This is a genomic window from Oleiphilus messinensis (genome assembly GCF_002162375.1).
Lineage (GTDB): Bacteria > Pseudomonadota > Gammaproteobacteria > Pseudomonadales > Oleiphilaceae > Oleiphilus > Oleiphilus messinensis.
On the sequence record NZ_CP021425.1, the window covers coordinates 165,276 to 183,861 of the forward strand.

12 protein-coding genes are annotated in these 18,586 nt (G+C 49.1%); 7 read left to right on the forward strand and 5 right to left on the reverse strand.

Annotated features, from left to right (window positions below; all coding sequences use genetic code 11):
- Nucleotides 1-38: 38 nt before the first annotated feature.
- Nucleotides 39-5,360: an AAA family ATPase gene (locus OLMES_RS00750; protein ID WP_087459485.1), complete on the forward strand. Its 5,322-nt coding sequence runs from the start codon at nt 39-41 to the stop codon at nt 5,358-5,360.
- Nucleotides 5,361-5,388: 28 nt separating this feature from the next.
- On the opposite strand, the gene OLMES_RS00755 is transcribed toward OLMES_RS00750, so the two are convergent.
- From OLMES_RS00755 to OLMES_RS00765, 3 genes are all read right to left on the reverse strand, one after another.
- A complete protein-coding gene (locus OLMES_RS00755) occupies nt 5,389-6,696 on the reverse strand; it encodes a HipA domain-containing protein (protein ID WP_087459486.1) in 1,308 nt (435 codons plus the stop codon).
- Nucleotides 6,693-7,091 carry a helix-turn-helix domain-containing protein gene (locus OLMES_RS00760; RefSeq protein ID WP_087459487.1) on the reverse strand — a complete coding sequence of 133 codons (399 nt, stop codon included), beginning with the start codon at nt 7,089-7,091 and terminating at the stop codon, nt 6,693-6,695. Before OLMES_RS00760 ends, OLMES_RS00755 begins: the two co-directional genes overlap by 4 nt.
- A 163-nt stretch (nt 7,092-7,254) precedes the next feature.
- Nucleotides 7,255-8,964 (reverse strand): tetratricopeptide repeat-containing response regulator, encoded by a 1,710-nt coding sequence (locus OLMES_RS00765; RefSeq protein ID WP_157678087.1) that lies wholly within the window; start codon nt 8,962-8,964, stop codon nt 7,255-7,257.
- A 225-nt stretch (nt 8,965-9,189) separates the two neighbouring features.
- Between OLMES_RS00765 and OLMES_RS00770 the strand changes: the two genes are divergently transcribed.
- A complete protein-coding gene (locus OLMES_RS00770) occupies nt 9,190-9,870 on the forward strand; it encodes a spondin domain-containing protein (protein ID WP_087459489.1) in 681 nt (226 codons plus the stop codon).
- Nucleotides 9,871-9,931: 61 nt separating this feature from the next.
- Here the strand turns inward: OLMES_RS00770 and OLMES_RS28220 are convergent, their stop codons facing one another.
- Nucleotides 9,932-11,590 (reverse strand): hypothetical protein, encoded by a 1,659-nt coding sequence (locus tag OLMES_RS28220; RefSeq protein ID WP_198343173.1) that lies wholly within the window; start codon nt 11,588-11,590, stop codon nt 9,932-9,934.
- 475 nt (nt 11,591-12,065) lie between these two features.
- Between OLMES_RS28220 and OLMES_RS00780 the strand changes: the two genes are divergently transcribed.
- From OLMES_RS00780 to OLMES_RS00795, 4 genes are all read left to right on the forward strand, one after another.
- On the forward strand, nt 12,066-13,088 hold the full coding sequence (locus tag OLMES_RS00780; protein WP_087459490.1) for an amino acid ABC transporter substrate-binding protein: 1,023 nt from the start codon (nt 12,066-12,068) through the stop codon (nt 13,086-13,088).
- A 124-nt stretch (nt 13,089-13,212) separates the two neighbouring features.
- Nucleotides 13,213-14,391: an amino acid ABC transporter permease gene (locus tag OLMES_RS00785; RefSeq protein WP_087459491.1), complete on the forward strand. Its 1,179-nt coding sequence runs from the start codon at nt 13,213-13,215 to the stop codon at nt 14,389-14,391.
- Nucleotides 14,392-14,497: 106 nt separating this feature from the next.
- Nucleotides 14,498-15,604, forward strand: coding sequence for an amino acid ABC transporter permease (locus tag OLMES_RS00790; RefSeq protein ID WP_087459492.1), 1,107 nt, complete (start codon nt 14,498-14,500; stop codon nt 15,602-15,604).
- Nucleotides 15,605-15,626: 22 nt separating this feature from the next.
- Complete coding sequence (locus OLMES_RS00795) at nt 15,627-16,388, forward strand: amino acid ABC transporter ATP-binding protein (protein WP_408635168.1); 762 nt, start codon at nt 15,627-15,629, stop codon at nt 16,386-16,388.
- Nucleotides 16,389-16,432: 44 nt separating this feature from the next.
- Here OLMES_RS00795 and OLMES_RS00800 read toward each other — a convergent pair whose 3' ends face one another.
- A complete protein-coding gene (locus OLMES_RS00800; RefSeq protein ID WP_087459494.1) occupies nt 16,433-17,104 on the reverse strand; it encodes a hypothetical protein in 672 nt (223 codons plus the stop codon).
- 328 nt (nt 17,105-17,432) lie between these two features.
- On the opposite strand from OLMES_RS00800, the gene OLMES_RS00805 reads away from it, so the two are divergent.
- Complete coding sequence (locus OLMES_RS00805) at nt 17,433-18,530, forward strand: cyclic nucleotide-binding domain-containing protein (protein ID WP_232465233.1); 1,098 nt, start codon at nt 17,433-17,435, stop codon at nt 18,528-18,530.
- The last annotated feature ends 56 nt before the right edge of the window (nt 18,531-18,586 follow it).

Sequence of the window (18,586 nt, forward strand, 5' to 3'; positions counted from 1 at the left end):
AAGTTAACGACTGTAAACACAATTTTTCGGAGTATGTTTTGCCAGACCAGCCATCCGGATATCGCCAACTGCAAGTGATTTACAGCAGTGCCAATACGCGGATTTATCGTGCCCGACGTGTGCAGGATGAATGCCCGGTTGTGTTGCGTACGGCTGGGGGCGGTGTTGCTTCACCGAGCCAATATGCGGCTTTGGCATTCATGCGCGAAGTATTGGGGCTGTTCGATCATCCCGGCATTATTCATGTGGCAGACTGGGTGGATGACCGTCAATCCCCCTGGCTGGTGATGGAGGATATCGAGGGCATAGACCTGTTTCAGTTTGTTGAGAATCAGCCAGACGGGCTTGTCATTGAGGCTTTTCTGAATATTGCGATGCAACTGGCGGATGCGTTGAGTGTGATTCACCATGCGCAGGTTATCCACAAGGACTTACACCCCGGTAATCTCATTGTTAATCCCCATACACTGGCGGTTCAGGTGATTGATTTTGGTCTGGCTTCGCTGCTTTCGAGAGAGCAACCCGTACTGGAGGCACCGGAGAATCTCGAGGGTATGCTGGCGTATATCTCGCCGGAACAAACGGGGCGTATGAATCGGGCGCTGGATTATCGTACGGATTTTTATACGCTTGGTGTCACATTCTATTATCTGCTGACCGGGAAATTACCCTTTGTCGCTGATGACGCACTGGGCATGGTCTATGCCCATATGGCGGTACGGCAGACGTCGGTTCATCTTATTCGTAATGACGTTCCGGTCGTGGTCTCACGGATTGTCGACAAACTGTTAAGTAAAAATGCCGAGGATCGCTACCAGAGTGCGCTGGGTTTAAAAGCGGATCTGCAGCAGTGTATGGCATGGCTTGAGCAGAAAAACGACGCGCCCGAATTTATTCTGGGCCAACAGGATATTTCAGACCGATTCCAGATATCGCAAACGTTGTACGGTCGGGCAACCGAAGTTGAACGCCTGTTGTCGAGCTTCAAGCAGGTGATCACCGGACAGCCACGTTTGTTGGCCGTGGCAGGGTATTCCGGTGTGGGTAAATCGGCATTGGTGCATGAAATTCACAAACCCATCGCGGCCCACAATGGCGTTTTTATCAGTGGCAAGTTTGATCAATTTCAACGAAATACCCCCTATTCCGCCTTGAAAGCCGCATTAAAGGGATGGTTAACCTCCGTATTGAGTCAGCCTGAAGGGGCGCTTTCCGGGCTACGTCGACAGTTGCTGGAGACACTGGGGGAGCGTGCGCGATTATTGATTGATTTTATGCCGGAGTTTCAACCGTTGCTGGGGGCGCTTGCTCCGCTTCCTGAGCTGGGTGCCCAAGAGACTCAGGCGCGCTTCAATATGTTGTTTCAGCGCTTTATTCAGTGTGTCACACGTACCCAACCCTGGGTGCTGTTTATCGATGATATCCAATGGGCTGACCGGGGCACATTGAACATTCTGCCCGAAATACTGAGTGAACCGGATTGCCGGATACTGATCGTTGTCGCCTACCGGGATAATGAAGTGGATGACCTTCACCCGGCGATCCTGATGTTGCAACGACTGAAAGCAATGCACGGGAATCAGGAACAATCCGGTGTCGCCACGATTTCACTTTCCCCTTTGACCGAGCTGGATATCCAGCAGCTGTTGATGGATGCGCTGCATCGTAAGCAGTTGGAGGTTAAACCGCTGGCGGAAATGGTTCGACGCAAGGCGGGGGGGAATCCGTTTTTTACCATCGAATTCCTGAAAACCCTGTACCGGAAAAAGTTACTGGACTTTGATCTCACGCGACAGCACTGGCATTGGGAGATGCAAGCCATTGCAGCGGAATCAATTACCGACAATGTTGTTGATCTGATGCTGGAGCGAATGCAGAGTCTACCCCCAGAGACGCAGTCAGTCTTGCAGTATGCAGCCTGTATTGGCAGTCGATTTGATCTGGAAACGCTCGCCATTGTTACGCAAACGAGCATGGCCGAGTGTGCCAGGGCGCTTTGGCCAGCCCTGAAGGAAGGCTTGTTATTACAAGAAGGCGGTGATTGGTTTCTGGGTATGGTGGGGCCGGGGCAGGACGGCCAAAATGACCTGACCGAAATCGCCCACGAAACAGGTATGGAGCGGGCGATATCCCAATGGATACCCCGGTGTAAATTTCTCCATGACCGGATGCTCCAGGCCGCCTACGAATCACTCACAGCGACACGACGGGCAGATATTCATTTGAGTATTGGCCGGTTACTCTACGCCCATTGGCAAACGGATGCTCAGCGGGTATCGGTTTTTGCCATCGTTGAGCAGTTTAACCATAGTCTGGATCGTGTTGAACAGGCAGCGGAACGGCTGGACTTGGCAATGCTCAACCTGGAGGCCGCACGAAAGGCCAAGCAATCCAGTGTCTGGGAAGCCGCGACGGAGTTTGCGACTTTAGCCCTCAGCCTGTTACCGGAACAGCATTGGCACACTCACTATCAAACGAGTTATGAACTGCTCAATATACGTGGAGAATGTGAATACTTGAGCGGAGATATCCAGGCGGCTGAGGCGTCATACGATTGGTTGTTACAACATACTCGTGATGATGAAGACAAGGCAGAACAATGCGCACAGCGCGTCATCCAGCAGATCGGCAAGGCACAATATCAGAGCGGTATCGAATTCGGGCGTTCGGGGCTCCAATACCTGGGCATAACGATACCTTCAGAAAGTGAGGAACTTAGCCGTGCTTTGGCTTTAATCCGGAGCGAGATTGAACAGACCTTATTGCATGTGCCGTTAACGGAAATCAGAGCACTACCGCACTCACAGGAACGCGCCGACCAGCTTGTAATTTATATTCTAACCAATCTTGGCATTTGTGGAATGTTGCTTGGGCACCGCCAGTTATTCGCTTTTTGCGCAATAAAGTGCCTCCTGGTGACGATAAAGTACGGAATTTGTGACTTGACGCCGCAGGTGCTTGCAGCTTTCGGTTTGTTGCAGAATATGGATGAAGATTATGACCATGCTTTTGTTGCGGGGCAGCAGGCTTTACAGCTAAGAAAGACATTCCCGCATTGTCGTGAAGAGGCATCGATGCTAAACGGGGTTGCGTTTGGGTCATACCATTTGAAAGCGAAACCAGAGGATGTGATCAATCTGTATCGTGAGGGATACGCTGTTGGTATACGGACAGGTGAGCTGGCGCGGTCTGCAGTGTGTCTAGCGGGAGAACTCATGGTAATGGCTTACAACGGAGCCTCCCTTCCAAGCGTCCAGGAGCATATTCTTAAGTGCGAAATGTTTGCGAGTAAAAATCAACTTAGATTGATTTATGTGAGTATTCTTCGCAATTTTATTAATAGCTTGATTGAGCGAAAAAATTTTCTTTCGAGTGATCATTTTACTGATGTAGAAAATCAAATACTCCTGCAAGAATACTTCAAATCGTATCACGACCAGTTTTTATTCCGATTTTATTATTTCAGTGGTGAGTCGGTTGAGAAAACGCATCAGATTGCAAAAGCCGCAGTTTTAGCGAATGAAACTGTGAGGAACCTTCCCTTTAATCCAGATTTCTATTTTCTGATTTGTTTGTTTGCCTTGAATATTGAACGCCGTGGCTCGGAAATCGCTGATCCAACCCTTTCAGAATGGTCAAAATCCATCTATCAAGACTATTTCGCCAAACTTAAAGCACTACACGCGTTTTACCCGCCCAATCATACCTGCAAAATCGCACTTCTGGAGGCAGAATCACAGGCGCTTTCGGGGGCTGTTATCGATGTGGTTGGACCCCGTTATCAACACGCAATCGATTCAGCGAAAGAGCAGGGCTTTACGCATATTGCTGCCCTGGCCGCTGAGCACTACGGTCGATGCCTTATCGATCGTGGGTTGGCGTATCTGGCGAAAAGTCTGATTCAGGATGCTTATGATCTCTATAATCTCTGGGGCTGCAAGGTAAAACTGAACCGGTTGAGCGAAGAATTTGAATTCCTGAGTACGACACAAACGGATCCAAGCCACCTTTCCCCACAATCAAAAAACACGGCAAGCTCCAGTAAACAGCTCATGGCTGAGAGCCTGGATTATGCCTCGATTGTCAAAGCGTCCCAGGCGATTTCCGGCGAGTTGACGTTACGCACGTTGACTGAAAAAGTCCTGGAACTGATTATGGAGAATGCCGGCGCGCAAGTGGGAGCGCTGGTGTTGCGTGCTGGCGATGAGGCTTTTCTGGAAGCTCGAATTGATCACTCCCGTGATGAGCGCGTATTTTTACCCCATGCTCCGCTGGCACAAGTAGATCAGCTTCCGGTCGCGATTATCAGTCTTGCCCTGCGCACGGGGGAGCGGATAAATCTGGTGAATGCTTCTCAGTCGGGTGCCTTTGTGGCGGACCCTTATGTGCAAACCCGACAATCCAAGTCAATTCTGTGCCTGCCAGTTCGCTATCGTGAAACCCAGTTTGGCGTGCTGTACCTGGAAAATACACTGAGCACGTCCGCGTTTACCGATGAGCGATTGGATACCATTAAAATGTTAATGACCCAGGCCGCGATCTCTTTTGAAAATGCACGACTGTATGAAGCGGTATCGGAGCTGAACCAGAATCTGGAAGAGAAAGTTGCGGTGCGCACCAAAGAACTCGCTACCGCCAACCGGGAGCTGGAGGCTTTCAGTTATTCTATATCCCATGATTTACGAGCGCCACTCCGGGTCATCGAAGGCTACAGTACTGCCGTACTGGAAGACTATGCTGAGCAGCTGGATGCTGATGGACAATTGTTCTTGACGAAAATTGTCGGTAGCGCAAAACAAATGAACAGCCTGATTCACGGTCTACTGGATTTAGCCCGCCTGCAGCGTCAGGAACTGATATCGGCCCCGATTGATCTTAGTGCAATTGCAGCCGATATCGTTAAGCAACTACAGCAACAGGAACCGGAAAGGTGCGCCAATATCAGAATAGAGCGAGGGTTATCGGTGCGAGGTGATGAACGGATGATGCGTTCAGTAATCGAAAACTTACTAAACAATGCCTGGAAATACTCCGCGAAAAAAACGTATACCGAAATCCATTTTGGTCAAAAACCCTTATCGGCTTGCAAGCCAGCGCACCGGCCCGAATTCGAATCCCTGCCTGAAAATACACGGGTCTTTTTTATCAAGGACAACGGTGCGGGCTTTGATATGAAATACGCGGACAAACTATTCGCAACCTTCCAGCGGCTTCATAACGACCGCGAATTTGAAGGCACGGGTATTGGCCTGGCCACCGTCAAACGCATCATCGAGCGACACGGCGGTCGAATATGGGCTCAATCGTCGGTGGATCAAGGTGCTACGTTTTATTTTATGGTGGGGGTAGAAGGTGATTGAGTATCGGAGTTGCTGCTGTAGGAGTGCTTCATGCCGCCCTGAGCGATTTCAGTACTATTTGGTGATTGGTTTTGGCAATTTTTAGAATTTTGTCTGCGGCTTGGATGTCCGATTGATAAAAGTCACCTTCACGAAAATCCGAAACTACACTGGTTACTGCTTTTAGTGACGAGTCTGCAAATTTTATGAGTTGCTTGCGTATGGTGCTGAATTTTTTGTTAATTTTTTCAAACATCTGCTTAAAAGATGCTTCTGTTAAAGTATCTAAAGTTTGAGTCTCTCCGATCGACATCGCGAATGTTCTATCAAGATTTTCGTAAAGTTCAGTGCAAACCAGGTCGTATGCGGGCGACAATGACGTATTCCCATTGCTTGTAACTAAAAAAGAAAAATTTTTCGCGTGTGCATCGTAATTGCCGATAATCAAATTAAAGATGATTCGCCGGAGCGCTTCGATATCATCTTTTACCGGGATAAGGCTGAATTCGTTAATTTTGGCAAAAAGCGCCTCGAATCCTGGACCACCATTCACTTCGTATTTCATGGTGGAAGGAATGGAGCAAAGCTGGCACAGATCTTCTTGTTGTAACCTTTTTATGATTTGGGCTGTGTTGTTTGAGTGATCCGGCAGAACACGATCATAGCGCGTAATGAGCAACGCATCGGACTCCAGTCCGTTTACATCAGTGATTTCCAGCAATGACACTGCAGCTGCTTGAATACCTGCAATTTCAGCTGCTTTCATGCAAATATATTCGTTATACACGAGTGATTTGAACCGGCCATCCTTACGTGGTGGTTTTATGATGTGTGTGCTCGGGGCATTTCGGGCTTCAAATGTTTTACCACTTTTTCGAATAACCGGGAGCTTGTTTTGAGCTCCGGCCAGACTGAGTCGGTTTCCTGCTTGTTGCTGCGGATATATATTAAAAGGGCGGTCTTGAATATCGAGCAATAATTGACTCAATGCTGCATCATCCAGTTCGGTAGTTGCATCAATTTGTTCGAATTCTGGAGATTTACCCAGAGGCTGAATGGAGAGTGCGCCAGCAACATCGCCCCCAAGCAGTTCTATAAAACGAGCGAAATTACCGTCTTCAATTTTGTTTTGATGCTGAATCAGCATGCGGATCTCGCCTTCGGGTAACAAGTTTTCGACAAAAGGGAAAACGACATCATCACTATGATTTTTCGTTGAGACAGGCATGGTTAGTGAGATAGGTTCTCCCTGATTCGCTCTGTAATCTTCTGCATAGGAAAAGCGCATACGCATGGCGTTGTCGATTGTCAATTGACCGGCAAGTAGAGAATTGAAGTAAACATCAAATATGTTCATTCGAGTACCTCGATTTCAATCCCAAACCCTGTTAACACGTCGAATAATTTGTTCAGCCGTTTTCTGGGTTTACCATTTTCAATTGTGGATAAAAATCGGGGCGATACGTTGCACAACGCAGCACCGGTTATTTGATCAAGCCCCAATGAATGCCGTCTGGTTTTTACGAGTGTGCCCAGTAGCTCAGAATTGAACAATATCGGTATGTTAATGCCAAGTGCTCGGGCTACTTTGATCAAGCTGTCTACTTCGATGGTTTCTTTCCCGTTTTCGAGCTGTGATATGAATTTGGGAGACACATTCGCGGAAGTGGCGAGTAGCGCAGCATTGATTTCGGAGGACTGGCGACGCCTGGTGATCAAATTTAGAAGGTCTGTTGCGTGGTGAATAATCATAGCGACTCAAACCCGAATTACCAATCGATAATATTATGACTTTACCAAAATTAAAATGAGACTTGTATTACCGTTCGATACTATAGTGGCAAGAAATAAAATTTAGGGCAAATATATTACCGATCGGTACTTTTCTGTCGATTAAACAGCGGCACAAAAGTGATTAATCACCTGCATTTTGTTCCATTTTTTGAAATCGTTGAGACAAATGCCGGTAACGGGGATACTCCCGGTGGTGGGGTGGAACATGGCGTAAGCGGTGGACACAGGCTTGTGCATTGTCATAGTCGGAATCTGGAGACGGCCCTTTCTGTAGACGCTTGAGGAGCACTTGCAGATAATTCAGATTCAGGGATATATGTCTGGGGGTGAGGGGTAATGCCGCTTCATAGGCTGATATGGCCGCGTCCAGATCGCCGGATGAGTAGGCTGCAATAGCGGATTTGTTGTAGCTGGCCGCTTGTTGACGTTGTTCCATCGTAATGCGCGTGTCGAGCAGGTCATACACTGCTTCCACGGCATTGCTGTCCTCTTCCGGATTATCAATTGAATCAACGGTGTCATTGAGGATCTGATCCGCGAGCTCGGAGTGACCCAGTCTGATGCCGGCTTGTGCACCGATTACAGCCGTATCCGGTTGAAGTCCTTTTTTCGCCTCGGCTTGTTCCTGAAGTTTTTTGCGTTTTTGTTCCGCCTGCTCGAATAATGCCTGGGCTTGCTCGTCGTTGCCCAACGTGCTGTGGAGTTGGGCTTCCTTGTATAGCGTTTTCAGCTCGATTTCAGTTTCGTTGGAAAACCGTTTTTTAGCCTTCTGAACCAAATCGAAGGCTTCTTTTTGTTGTTTAGAAGCGGTTGGCCCTTCAGCGTCCAGGCTGGAGTTAACCAGATAGTCCGCGAATTGAAAATAGTGATCGGTGGTGGCATAGACCGATTGCTGTCCCAGTTTGACCACGCGGCGAAAGGCCTCCAGCGCACCGTCCGGCTCGCCGGTTTTGATGCAGATATTGGCGAGAGCCTGTTGCCGGTTCAGGCTATTGGGGGAGCGCTTGGCCGCTTCGTGAAGACTGTCACGAGCCTGTTCCGGTTTATTCTGTTTATCGTACACAGCAGCCAGGGCATCGTAGGCTTCAATGCGGTCGGGCTCTTTTTCAATAATGTGGCGCAGCAGTTCGCCCGCTTTGTCATAATCCCGGGTGCGGGTGAGTATTTTCGCCAGCCCGTACTCTGCCCAGCTGTAATCCGATTGCGCCAGAATTTTTTCGTACAACGCCTTCGCCCCGGCGAGATCCCGGTTTTTTTCCAGTAACCAGACTTTAGTCCGTTGGGTGAGCAGACGATAGCCTGCTTTGGCCCGTAATTTCTCGTCACACAGTTCGATTGCCTTTTCATATTGCCGGTCATCGATCGCCAGATCAATCTGACGCGTGGCATCTTTCTGTTCCAAGGCACTGGTGAGACGCTTCTTGAGCTCCGCAGGTGTCAGGGGTTTAACCAGATAGCCATCCGGCTCGTTTTCCAGGGTTCCCAGCACTTTGCCTTTGGCCACTTCCGCCGTGACGATAAAAAATAAACCGGTATGTTTGAGCAGTTTTTTGTAGCGTAACTCTTCCAGTAACTCCTGACCATTCTTGCCATCTGCAAGATCGAAATTACACAGAATGACGTCGAAATTCATGTCTTGAAACCCGCTAACCACCTGCTGAGCTGATGAGGCGGTACTGATCAACTTTAAACCAAGGGAAATCAGCATCTTTTTGGTAGCGAAACGAAAGCTGTCCAGTTCATCAACAATTAGAAAGCGTTTCTTGGCATAGGCTTCGAGCGACATGGGTAATGCAAAATCCAGTAAACGAGCAGGTAATGAGGTTGGCAAGCCATCTGCCGGGTATTCGCACGCCAACAGTAGGTTATTAGACAGTTTAGTCAGTTTCCGCTCTTTTGTGGAAAAAAGCGTGCTGGGACACTTTTGTGATAAATTCGGGATACTTTTTTGATCACATCGGGACGGTGTCGTTATTTCTTTCTCTTAAGCTGGGTAGTGAATAAACAGTAGCAAATAGCTGTTCATAACATTACGACTGAAGAGAGGGATAGAGCAATGAAGAAACTCGCAGTTTTGGCCCCGGCATTGATCGCGGCGATGGGCATGGCAAGCGTTGCGGAAGCGCGTTCATATGAAGTAACGGTCACGAACCTGACTTACGGACAGGTTTTGACGCCGCCCGTAGTGATTAGTCACCGCGCCAGCTTCAACGTTTTCCATGCCGGTGATGCCGCCAGCTCGGAATTGAAAACACTAGCGGAAACCGGGAATCCCATGCCGCTGGCGGAATCGGTAATTGGTTCAAGTGCAGTGCGTGATGTCTCCACCGGAACCGACGTTATTCCCCCAGGCCATTCCATGACGGTCACGGTGGATGCTACGGGCTTGGCGAAAATTTCGGTGATGAGCATGCTGGCAACGACAAATGATGCATTTATCGCAATCCAGGGTGAGTCGATCCCCTTTTACGGTTCACGGGAATACTATGCACCTGTCTGGGATGCGGGTACCGAAGCCAATACCGAATTATGTGATGATATCCCGGGGCCGCCATGCGGTGGCGCCAGCAATATGGAAGTGACAGATGGCGCTGAAGGTTTTATTCATATCCATCGCGGGTTTCACGGGATCAATGAAGCGGCGGGCGATACCGGAAATGGTTCGGGTGAAGGCTTAACGGCTTCCCGTTTTGATTGGCGTGGCCCAGCGGCGAAAATCACGATTGTTGCAAAATAATGCGCTTCTGAATCCGCCCTATACTCAGCTCGCGATGGGTGCGAGCTGAGTTGCAGCCCGGTTACTGGATAGCAACACTGATATCAGTAAATTGCAGAATTTCGATTCCGGTCAAGGTGTTTTGGCCGTCCCGGTTGCTTACGGTATCGTTTACACGGGTTACGCCGCTGATTGTGGTGATTGAATACTCGCTACTGGCACCCGAGAAGTGTACGGTATTGGTACCCGTATTCCCGGTAATGTTGTTATCAAAGGCATTTATGACAACCTGTGTGTTGTTGCTTCCGGTAAGCGTAATATCTTTCAGGTATTGGGCATGGTGGGTGTAAGGCATGCTGTTGTCGAAGCGCAGATAAAAGGTTCCGGAAAAACTGCTGTCGATTTGAGCATTGTAGGTCAACCAGGGATGAAAAAAGCGGTTTTCCAGCAGTGATTGACCTTGAGGGTCATTGGTTACGATATCGGCTCGCACTTTAGCCCGGTATAGCCCCCACATTCCCATGTCATTGCTTTCCGTCCAGGCCCCCCACAAACCGTAGTAAACATCGATCACAGCCGCGAGGTACTCCTGGGTGAGGCTGTTTTCACCTTGCAGTTCGGCAATCCAGTCTTCGGCGTCGATACCCCACAAGCCGGAGCTTAAAGCGTTGGTCTGAGCACTGCGTATCTCTGCCTGATAGTTCGGGCGTACACCTGGCAGGCTGTTATCGCCGTCGATCCCGATACCATAGTCATGCACCATATGTAATATTTCTTCATAGGTGGCATCGCGGTGATCATCATATTGCTGATTGATGTAGCGTGTGTCCCCCTCTACCTGAATTTCTTCTTCATAAAGTGGTTGTCCATCCAGTTCTGCCGCACTGTTGCTGCCGTCATCGCGACCATTCAGTAACAGTAAAGTAGCGCCGTTCTCTGCCATTTTACGGGTGATATCGGTTTTATCGCTACCATAGGTCGAGCCGGAATAATCCGTCAGGAAATGAACCAGTACATTGCGCGCTCGAATAATCTGCCCCTCACTCAGGCTGTTCTGCGCGACGATGTGAATGGCTTCGCCGTTGTCTGCCAGCACACTGGTGTAGCGATTGAACTGACTTTGATAGGTGTTTGCGAGACTGTCGGGGAATGTCGTCGTAATGCCGGTAACCTCGGGGGCATTCAAGGCTGTATTTGACGGGACGGTACTGGAAACATCGTTCTCGTCCAGAGTGACTGACAGTGTGCTGGCGGTAGCCGATAGTTCGACTCCGTTGAGGCTTGCCTGATTCAGGCCGCTTAGCGCGAGGGAGGCTGCGCCATCCGAAAATACAAAGGTGGTGGGATTGTTTTGGCCCAGCAGCTGCACGATGGACGTATTATTTTGTTGCAAGGTTGTCCGCGTGCCTGCAATCGCCCATTGGTAATTACTCAATTGTCCCGGCAGCTCAACGCGCTCGATGTTGCCATCCAATGTGACCGTTTGAACGTCCTCTTCAATCAGTACGGTTTCCTGACCTGATGAACCATATACCGCCTCTCCGGATTGGGCTGTATAGGACTCATTCTGTTCCAGAATGGCGCGCCCATCATCCCGAAAGGCGGCTGTAGCTGCGGGGCTCAAGCAGGAAAATACCAGAACGACAGGGAGTAAATAATGGTGTGGGTTCTGGTTAGACGGGGTTCGATGCAAATATTTCTGGCTGTGAGCTGATTGGTCTGTGAACTGAATGAACTGCATTTGTGCGCCTCTGTGATTTTTGGTGCAGGCTATTCCTCACTCGGAACGGTACTGTAGAGATCAAAATGTGATCGTGATTAAGCGGATATAGCAGTTCTCATACTAATGTCTAGTTTTTGGCAGCTATTAATCCCTTCGGTGCATCATTGCAGTGCTGCAAGGTGGTGTGTGGTTTGTGAATATTTGGTGCATTTATAACTGTTTTTCCGATACTTGGAAGCTGGCCTGAAAATTGAAATGGTTCATCTACAAGCGGATAGAGTGCCAGATGGCCCGGACTTTTTATTAAGAGTACAGGCGCAGCTGAGTGCCCAGTAACCGCTCGACAGATTGGTTTTTGCGATGAGATCAGGTTGGCTTTGGTTTGACAGTTTGAGGTCTAACGTATTCAATTTGATTGTAGCGTGTACAGAATGGTGTTGGATCTGGAGCGTTTCTAGCAAAAACAATTACAACAAACGATACGAGGAAGACGATGGCAAAATTAAAACATCTGGCTGCAGGTGCAGCTGTGCTACTCGCCGCAACCACTTCGGTACAGGCCGGAACCACCTTTGATGCCGTGAAGAAAAAAGGCTTTCTGCAATGCGGTGTGTCTACCGGTCTGCCCGGATTTTCCAACCAGGATGACAAGGGGAATTGGAAAGGGATCGATGTTGATGTCTGTCGCGCAGTAGCCGCCGCAATGTTTGGCGATGCCAGCAAGGTTAAATACACCCCCCTGAACGCCAAAGAGCGTTTTACAGCGCTGCAATCCGGTGAAGTGGATCTGTTATCCCGGAACACCACCTGGACGCTGACCCGCGATACATCACTGGGGATAAACTTTGCCGGCGTGAACTATTACGACGGCCAGGGTTTCATGGTGAAGAAGTCGCTGGGCGTGAAAAGTGCAAAAGAGCTGGATGGCGCGACTATTTGTATCCAGGCGGGTACGACCACTGAATTAAACCTTGCGGACTACTTCCGCGCCCAGGGAATGAAATTCAATCCTCTGAGTCTGGATACTTCAGATGCAACGGCAAAAGCGTTTGATGCCGGGCGCTGTGATGTCCTGACCTCGGATCAATCGCAACTGTATGCGCTGCGTATTCAGTTGTCCAAGCCTGAGAGCGCAGTTGTCTTGCCGGAAGTCATTTCCAAAGAGCCTCTGGGGCCAGCAGTTCGTCAGGGGGATGATGAATGGTTCAACCTGGTGAAGTGGAGCCTGTTCACCATGTTAGAGGCTGAAGATTTGGGGATTTCTTCGAAAAATGTAGATCAGTTGAAGCGCTCCAGTAAAAATCCATCTCATATGCGTGTGCTTGGTGTGACACCGGGCATGGGTGAAAAACTGGGCGTGCCTGATGACTTTGGTTATAACATCGTGAAACAGGTCGGAAATTACGCCGAAATATTTGATAAAAACGTGGGTGAAGGATCACCGCTGAAAATCAGCCGTGGTTTGAATGCCCTCTGGAAAGATGGCGGTATCCAGTACGCTCCACCGGTGCGTTAAACGTCGCTTGGCGTGAATGTGATCCAGCGTGTTCGCGTGTTTGAACACGCTGGATGTGCTGAATTTTTTAAAAGCGAATTCCCGTTTAATTCAACCCTGTCAATCAGGTCATTGAGGCGAAGCTATGGCGAGTGATCTGGCCCCTTCCAAGCCGCCCTGGCATAAGAATCCCGCGATCAGAGCGTTGTGCTTTCAGGCGGTACTCCTGTTGCTGGTGGGTTCCTTTCTTTATTTTATTTTCAACAATACGGTTACGAACCTGGAAAACCGCGGTATTACCACCAGTTTTGCTTTTCTGGATCGTGAAGCCGGGTTTGGTATTATCCAGAGCCTGATTGATTATTCGCCGACATCGACCTATGGCGACACCTTTATTGTCGGACTCTTGAATACCATATTGGTGTCCGTGATCGGTATTATCCTGGCCACCATTTTGGGGTTGGTGATCGGTTTGGCCAGACTGTCCCGAAACTGGCTGATCGCCAAGCTGGCTGGCCTGTACATCGAAACATTTCGAAATATTCCATTATTGTTGCAGGTGTTCTTTTGGTATTTTGCTGTGCTGCAGGCATTACCTTCGCCCCGTCAGACGTATTCTTTGGGTGAATGGTTCTTTCTCAACATTCGCGGCATCTATTTTCCAAAACCGGTCCCCGGGGAAACCTTCTGGTTGGTGGGTTTAACTTTGATTGTTGCGATAATTGCGGTGATTTTCATGGCCCGTTGGGCGCACCAGCGTCAGGAACAAACCGGAAAACAGTTCCATACGGTATATGTGAGTCTTGGGCTGGTACTCGGTGCGCCATTGTTAATGTTTCTGATACTGGGAGCGCCGCTGAGCTGGGAACTGCCCGCGTTAAAAGGGTTTAATTTTCAGGGTGGTGTGTCGGTCATACCGGAGTTGTCGGCGTTGGTCATTGCCTTGACCATCTATACCGCATCATCCATTGCAGAAATTGTGCGCTCCGGGATCTTGTCCGTCAGCCACGGTCAGACCGAGGCGGCGTCCTCTTTAGGGCTTAAATCGTCACATACCATGCGTCTGGTGGTATTGCCTCAGGCCATGCGTGTTGTTATTCCACCTCTGACGAGCCAGTACCTCAATCTGACCAAGAACTCATCACTTGCTGCAGCAATCGGGTATCCGGATCTGGTTACGGTATTTGCCGGTACGACGCTGAATCAGACGGGGCAGGCCGTCGTGATTATTGGCATGACGATGATGGTCTATCTGTCGTTAAGTCTGTTTATTTCCCTGTTGATGAACTGGTACAACCATAAAGTGGCTTTGGTCGAGCGCTAGCAGCACTTTAGATCGGTAATACGTTTACTTGGTAATACGTTTACTTGGTAATACGTTCGTAGGGTTACTACTGAACGTGGTCATCCGTAAAAACGGTAAATGAAATATGGCTGAAACTTTCGAGAAACATCCCGACTTGCCACCACCCGCCAGTGAAGTGGGTGTTGTTGGCTGGTTACGTAAAAATCTGTTTTCTTCCCCGTTCAACTCGGTACTTACGATTCTTGCGCTGTATGGCCTGTACCTGACCATACCACCCATGGTCAACTGGTTGTTTATTGATGCCGCATGGCGAGGCACTGACCGAGCAGTTTGTGACGGTGAGGGTATCGGAGCCTGCTGGGTGTTTGTGAGTGCCCGCTTTAATCAGTTTATCTATGGCACTTACCCGGAAATGGAGCAATGGCGGGTTAATTTGGGCGCGGGTATTTTTGTTTTTTTGTTGCTGCTGTTAAGTCTGCCCAAGGTACCCGGAAAACTCTGGATTGCCGCACTCACGCTGTTTGTTTATCCCTTTGTGGCGTTTGCATTGTTCCATGGCGGAGTGATGGGCCTGAAAGAGGTGGAGACCACGTTGTGGGGTGGGTTGATGTTGACCCTGATCCTCTCGACGGTGGGTATTGTTGCCGCTTTGCCGCTCGGTATTCTGCTGGCACTGGGACGGCGTTCCAATATGCCCATCACCCGTGCCATTTGTGTGGTGTTCATCGAGTTGTGGCGCGGCGTGCCGCTGATCACGGTATTGTTTATGGCGTCTGTCATGCTGCCCTTGTTTCTGCCCGCCGGTGTTGAATTCGACAAATTATTGCGTGCTTTGCTCGGTATCGCGTTGTTCCAGGCGGCTTATGTTGCTGAAGTGGTGCGCGGAGGCTTGCAGGCAATTCCCAAGGGGCAGTTTGAAGCGGCGGCGGCACTGGGATTGAATTATGGCAAAACCATGGTGTTGATTATATTACCCCAGGCATTGAAATTGGTGATTCCCGGCTTGGTCGTTACCTTTATCGAGTTGTTTAAAGATACGACGCTGGTAGCGATTATCGGACTATTTGATTTGCTGGGCATTGTTCAGTCGGCGCTGACCGATCCAAACTGGCTGGGTTTTGCGCTGGAAGGGTTTATATTTGCCGGATTACTGTACTGGGTATTCTGTTTTGGTATGTCGCGTTACAGCCTGTACCTGGAAAAACGATTCGAAACCGGGCACAAACGCTGAGTGGGGAAAGAGAATGAGTGAAATGAACCAGGCAAACCATCTATCCGATGAAGTGATGATCAATATCATCGGAATGCATAAGTGGTACGGTGCCTTCCATGTTTTGAAAGACATTAATCTTACTGTGCACCGGGGTGAACGAATCGTTGTGTGCGGCCCTTCCGGCTCCGGTAAATCGACCATGATCCGCTGTATTAATCACCTGGAGGTGCATCAACAGGGTAAGATTATTGTGGAAGGCACGGAGCTCAATGAAGATATAAAAAACATCGAACAGATCCGCCGTGAAGTGGGAATGGTGTTTCAGCATTTTAATCTGTTTCCCCATCTGACTGTGCTGGATAATTGCACACTCGCACCGATCTGGGTAAACAAAAAACCACGCAAGGAAGCCGAGGAAATTGCCATGGCGTATCTGGAGCGGGTACAGATTGCCAATCAGGCGAAAAAGTTTCCGGGACAACTCTCCGGTGGCCAGCAACAGCGTGTGGCGATAGCCCGCAGCCTTTGCATGAGCCCGAAAATTATGCTGTTTGATGAGCCGACATCGGCACTTGACCCGGAAATGATCAAAGAAGTACTGGATGTCATGATCGGGCTGGCAGAAGAGGGGATGACGATGGTTTGTGTCACCCATGAAATGGGCTTTGCCCGCAAAGTTGCTGACCGTGTGATCTTTATGGATGCGGGGCAAATTGTTGAGCAAAATGCACCCCATGAATTTTTTGAAAACCCGATGCACGAACGCACCAAGCTGTTCCTCAGCCAGATACTGGATCACTGATCTGTGAGCGCTAAACAGCCCCATCGCCGGGGCTGTTCTCGTGTTTAGTGGCTGGAGCAGGATGTATTGGAAATCGGGTGACGATGTCCGGCGAAGCTCAATTTAGGGATGTCTCTTTGCCCGGGCTTTAGAATCGTTAACGGCGTTTTGGGTTTGGCGCCGTTGTGCGGTCGGGTGGACGTTTCTGTGTCTTGTACGCGGTAGAACTTTATTGCAAACCCTGCGCAGCACAGTATACAGGTGACAATAACGACCCACTTCAGCAGCGTCATGCTTGCTGCCAGCCATGCCAGGCTCATATTTTGTTCTGGCAAATTTTGCAGCATGCTGATAATGGCAAAATTCTCAATCAAGTCAAAAGCCATCGCGGCATAGGGCAGCAGCCGTATGACCTGTGCCGGGTGTTTGTCTGAGTACAACCGCACAAGGTAAAAGCTCAAAATAAGGCCAAATAATGTGGCGTAGTAGACCGGATAAAGGGTATCGATTGACTGGGAGCCATTGATATAGGATACCTTGGCCGCCAGATCATAGCTGTTCAATATCGTGTATGCGATCTCGGGGGTGTAAAAGGGCATGAGATCCAGTGGTTTGTAGGGTGCAGGCAGAATTTGTGGCAGGAGCAAGAGTGGGAAAAGAAAATAGCCACAAATCAACACGGTCAGGACAGGAAGGGTTGCCAATTTCTCTTGAAATTTGAGTAATGTATGAAACATGGTGATCCTCTTGTGGTCCCTTTAAGAGACATCTCGTTATGGTCGTGGATCAATACTGCTGACATTTGTTCCAGTTCTGTCTTTTGATATCTGATATAGCGAGAAAGTTTCGACAGCTCCCTCATTTTTTTCGACAATTTTTGCACTGCTCGCGGCTAAAAGTGATTCCATGACGGGAAGTGTGACTTAGAGATCAAATTCGATTGATCTTACCCGCTGCACAGGAAATGGCGCGGGGAAAGTGTGCTATGTTAAGGGAAAGAAATTATTCAGTGCAGGTACAAAATAAATGTCTTTGTTCAAGCAATTAGGTATAACGGAAGAGCTGATGGCTAAATATTCGCCGCTTAGCCAACTGTCGCCGAAATACCTTAACCAGGTCATGAAACACAGTAAGGTGATGACGTTTGAGTCCGGTGAGGTGATTTTTGAAAAAATTCATGAATTACCCTTTGTCTATTATCTACTGCGAGGGAAACTGAACGCCCGTAAGAGCATTATCTCAAGTAGCGCCATTGATGCTCAAACGCCGGAATGTTTGTTCTCCATCAACGACAAAATCCCCACCGGGGTCTCCGTGAAAGCCCAGTCAGATGGCCATATTCTGATGGTCGATCCAAAATTCCTGGATCGTGCTCTGGCATGGAGTGAGGCTGATGAGAAGCAACCTGCACCGGGGCAGGAGGCGCGGGTAAAACCGCGAGGAGACAAAAGCACGTCCGCTAAAAAGTCATCTACACCGGCGCGTGCTGCTACACAGGTGAATCATGAGTCTGAATTACCGGCGGGTGAGTTTGATGAGGAATACTTCGACTGGATGACCAATCTCCTGGAATTCCCGCTGTTTTTCAACCTGCCACCCGTGCACATTCAAACTTTGTTTGAGCGGTTTGAACAAGTTTGTGTCGCAAAAGATGATGTGATTATCAAAGAAGGTGATGAAGGCGATTACTTCTATCTCCTGGTTGAGGGCCGTGCCCGGGTTGAAATTGATGAACAGCCCGGTAAAGAGATCATTCTGAGTCAGGGAGCGTATTTCGGCGAAGAAGCATTGGTGTCGGAGACAGTGCGTTCGGCGACAATCATCATGGAAGAAGATGGTGTACTGGCGCGATTGGACAAAGACTCTTTCCAGAGCCTGCTGCATGATCCTATCGTGAACTACATCTCGGAGAAAGAATTCAAAGAAAAATTGATAGATCATCCGGGTAAAGTCGAGAAACTGGATATACGATCGCTGGCGGAATTCGAGTACACGCCGCTACCGGAATGTCTGCATATTCCACTGAACGAATTGCGCGACAAGATTCCGACGCTGGATAAGTCTGTGACTTATTGTATTTCTGAAGAAGGCGGGCAGCGGGGTGATATCGCAGCCCATATTCTGGCGCAGAACAGTATTGATGTCTTTGTGATTCGCAGTTGAGTCTGGCTTCTCCCCATCGCAAGATGGGGAGAGATGGGTTCTGGTTCGTGCGTTTT